This is a genomic window from Gammaproteobacteria bacterium (assembly GCA_003696665.1).
Lineage (GTDB): Bacteria > Pseudomonadota > Gammaproteobacteria > Enterobacterales.
Genome location: RFGJ01000475.1, coordinates 1 through 3,727 on the forward strand (window position 1 = coordinate 1; position 3,727 = coordinate 3,727).

Genomic DNA, 3,727 nt, shown 5'->3' on the forward strand with positions numbered 1-3,727 from the left:
CAAATGGAAGCGTCAGGAAAATACCGCGTGAGCCAGTTTCAACACGTGGGTCGGCAGCCCTACGATGCGCTCATCACGCCGGACGGCCGTTATTATATTGCCGGACTGTACGGAGAAGCCGGTATGGTCTTAGTTGATTTATGGAAAACACCACTGCGCCCTATTCACATTCTTGACCAATATATCAAGCGTGACGAAAAACGCCCTGTCTACAAAATGCCCCATTTAGAAGGGTGGACATTCGCAGGGCCGTATGCCCTGTTTCCGGCAGTTGGCGAGCATCTTGTCCTTGTCGCCGAAACCCGAACATGGAAGCTGGTTGACAAGATTCCCATGCGCGGGCAACCGGTGTTCGTGATGTCCCGGCCTGACCATCGTCAGATTTGGGTGAACTTCGCTTTTCCGGATAATCGCTGGCTTCAAGTGATTGATGCAAAAACCCTTAAGGTGGTGAAAACAATCGACGCTGGCCCAGGGGTACTACACATGGAATTTGCTCCTCGAGGGCATGAAATCTGGGTATCGGTTCGCGATAAGAATGAAGTTCAAATATATGACACACGGACCTTCACACTGATCGCACGCCTGCCCATGACCAAACCCAGCGGGATATTTTTCACTGACCGGGCACACAAAATAGGGTTATAACATGGACGCACTCGCCCGTGCACTCATTCAGGCCACCATTCGCGACTTTCCACGCGACGCCCGACCATTTGCGTATTTGGCTCAACAACTCAGCACGAATGAAGATGACGTCATCCTGCGCTTTAGACAATTACACGCTGAAGGCATTGTCCAACGTATCGGACCGGTCATCACCCCCAATACCGTTGGGGCTTCCACATTGGCAGCTGTCTCCGTACCCAACGACCAAGTCGAAGCGATAGCCCAACGAATCAATCAATTTCCCGAAGTCAATCACAACTACGAACGTGAACACGAATACAACCTATGGTTTGTTATCACGGCCGCCAGTCGTGCACGCATCGACGAGATTCTTGCCCTTACACAGTCTTGGGTCACGGCGCCAGTGCTCGATTTGCCAATGGAAAAGTCGTATTTCATCGATTTGGGGTTTGCGCCATGAGAGACGAGCAAGTTCAAGATGTGATTCGGGCACTGCAACATGGATTGCCCATCACCGAGCACCCCTATCAATGTGTCGCTGACGAAGTCGGTGTGACAGAAACCGATATTCTTCGGACGATTGACGATTGCTTGCAACAAGGTATTTTCAAACGATTTGCCACCATTGTTCGTCATCGAAAGCTCGGATATGTGGCGAACGCGATGGTCGTCTGGGATATCCCCGACGATCTAGTTGACGAGATCGGCACGCTGCTGGCTAAGGAGCCGAGTATTCGCTTGTGTTATCGTCGCCCACGACGCCTCCCTGTATGGCCGTATAACCTGTTCACCATGATCCATGGCCAAAGCCGGGATTGGGTGTTGCAAGAACTCAGCGCCATACGACGAAAGCACCAACTGGAGTTTCCCTACGACGTTTTATTTTCAAAACGGTGCTTCCGGCAACGGGGCGCTTTGTACTTACCGGAGGCGAAATGAGTCAACACGACGAGAAGCTCACCGCGCGAATTTTTGAGCGGCTGCAACAAGGCCTCCCGATCGTGGAGGCGCCATTTCAGGAGCTTTCCCAAAGTCTGAATTGTACGCCGGACGACATCATCGATTTTGTCAACTGGGCGCTTGATACCGGTCTGGCCACCCGGTTCGGCCCAATGTTCGACATTGAAAAAGCTGGTGGCCATTTCTGTCTTTGCGCTGTTGCCTGCGGAGAAAGGTGGCCAGAGATTGCTCAACGGATCAATGCATTTCCTGAAGTCGCGCACAATTATTTGCGCGAACACGAATACAACCTATGGTTCGTGACCGCCACCGAGAGCGAACAACATTTTTTAGAAGTGATACAGCGCATTGAAACGGCTATTGGCTTGCCTGTCATGACGCTGCCGAAGGAGAAAGAGTACAAAATTAATCTTCAGTTGGGGTACCAGCCATGCTCTGCTTGACGACACAAGAAAGAAAAATCATTGAAGTCACTCAATCAGGCCTGCCTGTCACGGCTCGCCCCTTCGCTGAGGTAGCCCAACGCGTAGGACTCACCGAAAAGGAAGTCATCGAAATTTTCCGGCACTGGCAAGCGACCGGGTTGCTCAGGCGCATTGCCTTGGTACCCAACCATTACCGCGCCGGCTATCGATACAATCTGATGACTGTCTGGGATATTGAAGATCATCATGTCGATACTGTTGGCGAGCTGTTTGCCGCCCTAAACTGGGTCAGTCATTGTTATCGTCGCCCACGCAAAACGCCCAATTGGCCATACAACCTGTTTGCCATGATTCATGCCACATCCGAGGAAGCGCTCAACAAGCAGCATCAACAACTCATCGAACTCAGCGCCCCATACTGTCGTGTACACGACGCCCTCATCAGCCGACGGATCCTGAAAAAAACTGGATTCCGGCTGGACACAGGAGGACACTGACATGCTACGAATTTCACGCTATCTTCGCGCCATTCATTCTGGTGAAACGGTTCGCCCGATTGCCCACAAGCGAGCTCCAGTGGTCATTTGGAACCTTATCCGCCGCTGCAATCTAGCCTGTAAACACTGCTATTCTGTCTCGGCCGATCACAATTTTCCGGGCGAACTCTCGACTCAACAGGCCTTGTCAGTACTGAACGACCTACATAATTTCGGAGTTAAAGTGTTGATCCTGTCGGGTGGCGAGCCATTATTGCGACCCGATATCTTTGACATTGCCGCACGTGCCAGAGATCTCGGCTTTTACACTGCCCTTTCGACAAATGGCACACTGATTGACGAGTCGTTGGCCGACCGGATTGCCGAAATGAACTTTGATTACGTTGGTATCAGTCTTGATGGCATTGGCGAAGTACATGATCGTTTTCGCCGTGTCGCGGGAGCGTATGACAAAGCGCTGACTGCGCTACGCCATCTGAAAGCGAGAAATGTCAAAACCGGCCTAAGATTCACCATCACCGACGACAATGCGCATCATTTCCCTGCTGTGCTCGACCTCATGCGCGAAGAGGCCATTGACAAGTTTTACCTCTCCCACCTCAATTACGGTGGTCGTGGCAACCGTAATCGAAAAGATGACGTTGTACACCAACGCGCCAGAGCAGCGGTTATCGAATTGTTTGAGCGCGCATGGCAAGACATTGAAGCAGGACATTACACCGACTATGTCACTGGCAATAACGACGCGGACGCTGTGTTGTTATGGCAGTGGGTGAAGAAACGTTGGCCGGACAAAGCTGAGCGACTCTTTGCCATGTTAGAGGCATGGGGTGGCAATGCCGCTGGGGTTGGTATCGCCAATATCGATAACCTTGGCAACGTTCATCCTGATACTTTTTGGTGGGGTTACACGCTGGGCAATGTCAAGGAGCGGCCTTTTTCAGAGATCTGGCAAGACGAGTCGGATCCGCTGCTGCGTGGCTTAAGGCAGCGACCAAGACCACTCAAAGGGCGGTGTGCAGAATGCCGATGGCTCAGCATTTGTGGCGGGAATGCGCGTATTCGTGCCTATCAGCTCACCGGAGATCCATGGCAAGAAGATCCAGCGTGTTATCTTGATGACGAGGAAATTGGTATCACCACACCTGTGCAGCGTATTGAGGTTCAACCTTACTCACGCCGTACCGACCCATTTTGGCACTCAACTCACCGAAA

6 protein-coding genes are annotated in these 3,727 nt (G+C 51.8%); all 6 read left to right on the forward strand.

Going from position 1 to position 3,727, the window contains the following annotated elements; translation table 11 throughout:
- On the forward strand, positions 1-648 hold a 648-nt coding region (locus D6694_11560), incomplete at its 5' end, for a protein nirF (protein ID RMH39028.1).
- Position 649: 1 nt separating this feature from the next.
- Positions 650-1,090 (forward strand): Lrp/AsnC family transcriptional regulator, encoded by a 441-nt coding sequence (locus D6694_11565; protein RMH39029.1) that lies wholly within the window; start codon positions 650-652, stop codon positions 1,088-1,090.
- Positions 1,087-1,569, forward strand: coding sequence for an Lrp/AsnC family transcriptional regulator (locus D6694_11570; protein RMH39030.1), 483 nt, complete (start codon positions 1,087-1,089; stop codon positions 1,567-1,569). The genes D6694_11565 and D6694_11570 overlap by 4 nt, the downstream gene beginning before the upstream one ends.
- Entirely contained in the window at positions 1,566-2,033 is a 468-nt protein-coding gene (locus D6694_11575) for an Lrp/AsnC family transcriptional regulator (protein RMH39031.1), read from the forward strand. The genes D6694_11570 and D6694_11575 overlap by 4 nt, the downstream gene beginning before the upstream one ends.
- Positions 2,021-2,512: an Lrp/AsnC family transcriptional regulator gene (locus tag D6694_11580; protein ID RMH39032.1), complete on the forward strand. Its 492-nt coding sequence runs from the start codon at positions 2,021-2,023 to the stop codon at positions 2,510-2,512. The genes D6694_11575 and D6694_11580 overlap by 13 nt, the downstream gene beginning before the upstream one ends.
- Before the next feature lies 1 nt (position 2,513).
- Positions 2,514-3,727 (forward strand): heme d1 biosynthesis radical SAM protein NirJ (gene nirJ / locus D6694_11585; protein ID RMH39033.1); only part of this gene is annotated, 1,214 nt, incomplete at its 3' end.

Bases quoted from the DNA above. Each gene is read 5' to 3' on its own strand.
- D6694_11575 (RMH39031.1), top strand. From the start codon at position 1,566: ATGAGTCAACACGACGAGAAGCTCACCGCGCGAATTTTTGAGCGGCTG.
- D6694_11570 (RMH39030.1), top strand. From the start codon at position 1,087: ATGAGAGACGAGCAAGTTCAAGATGTGATTCGGGCACTGCAACATGGA.
- D6694_11580 (RMH39032.1), top strand. From the start codon at position 2,021: ATGCTCTGCTTGACGACACAAGAAAGAAAAATCATTGAAGTCACTCAA.
- D6694_11565 (RMH39029.1), top strand. From the start codon at position 650: ATGGACGCACTCGCCCGTGCACTCATTCAGGCCACCATTCGCGACTTT.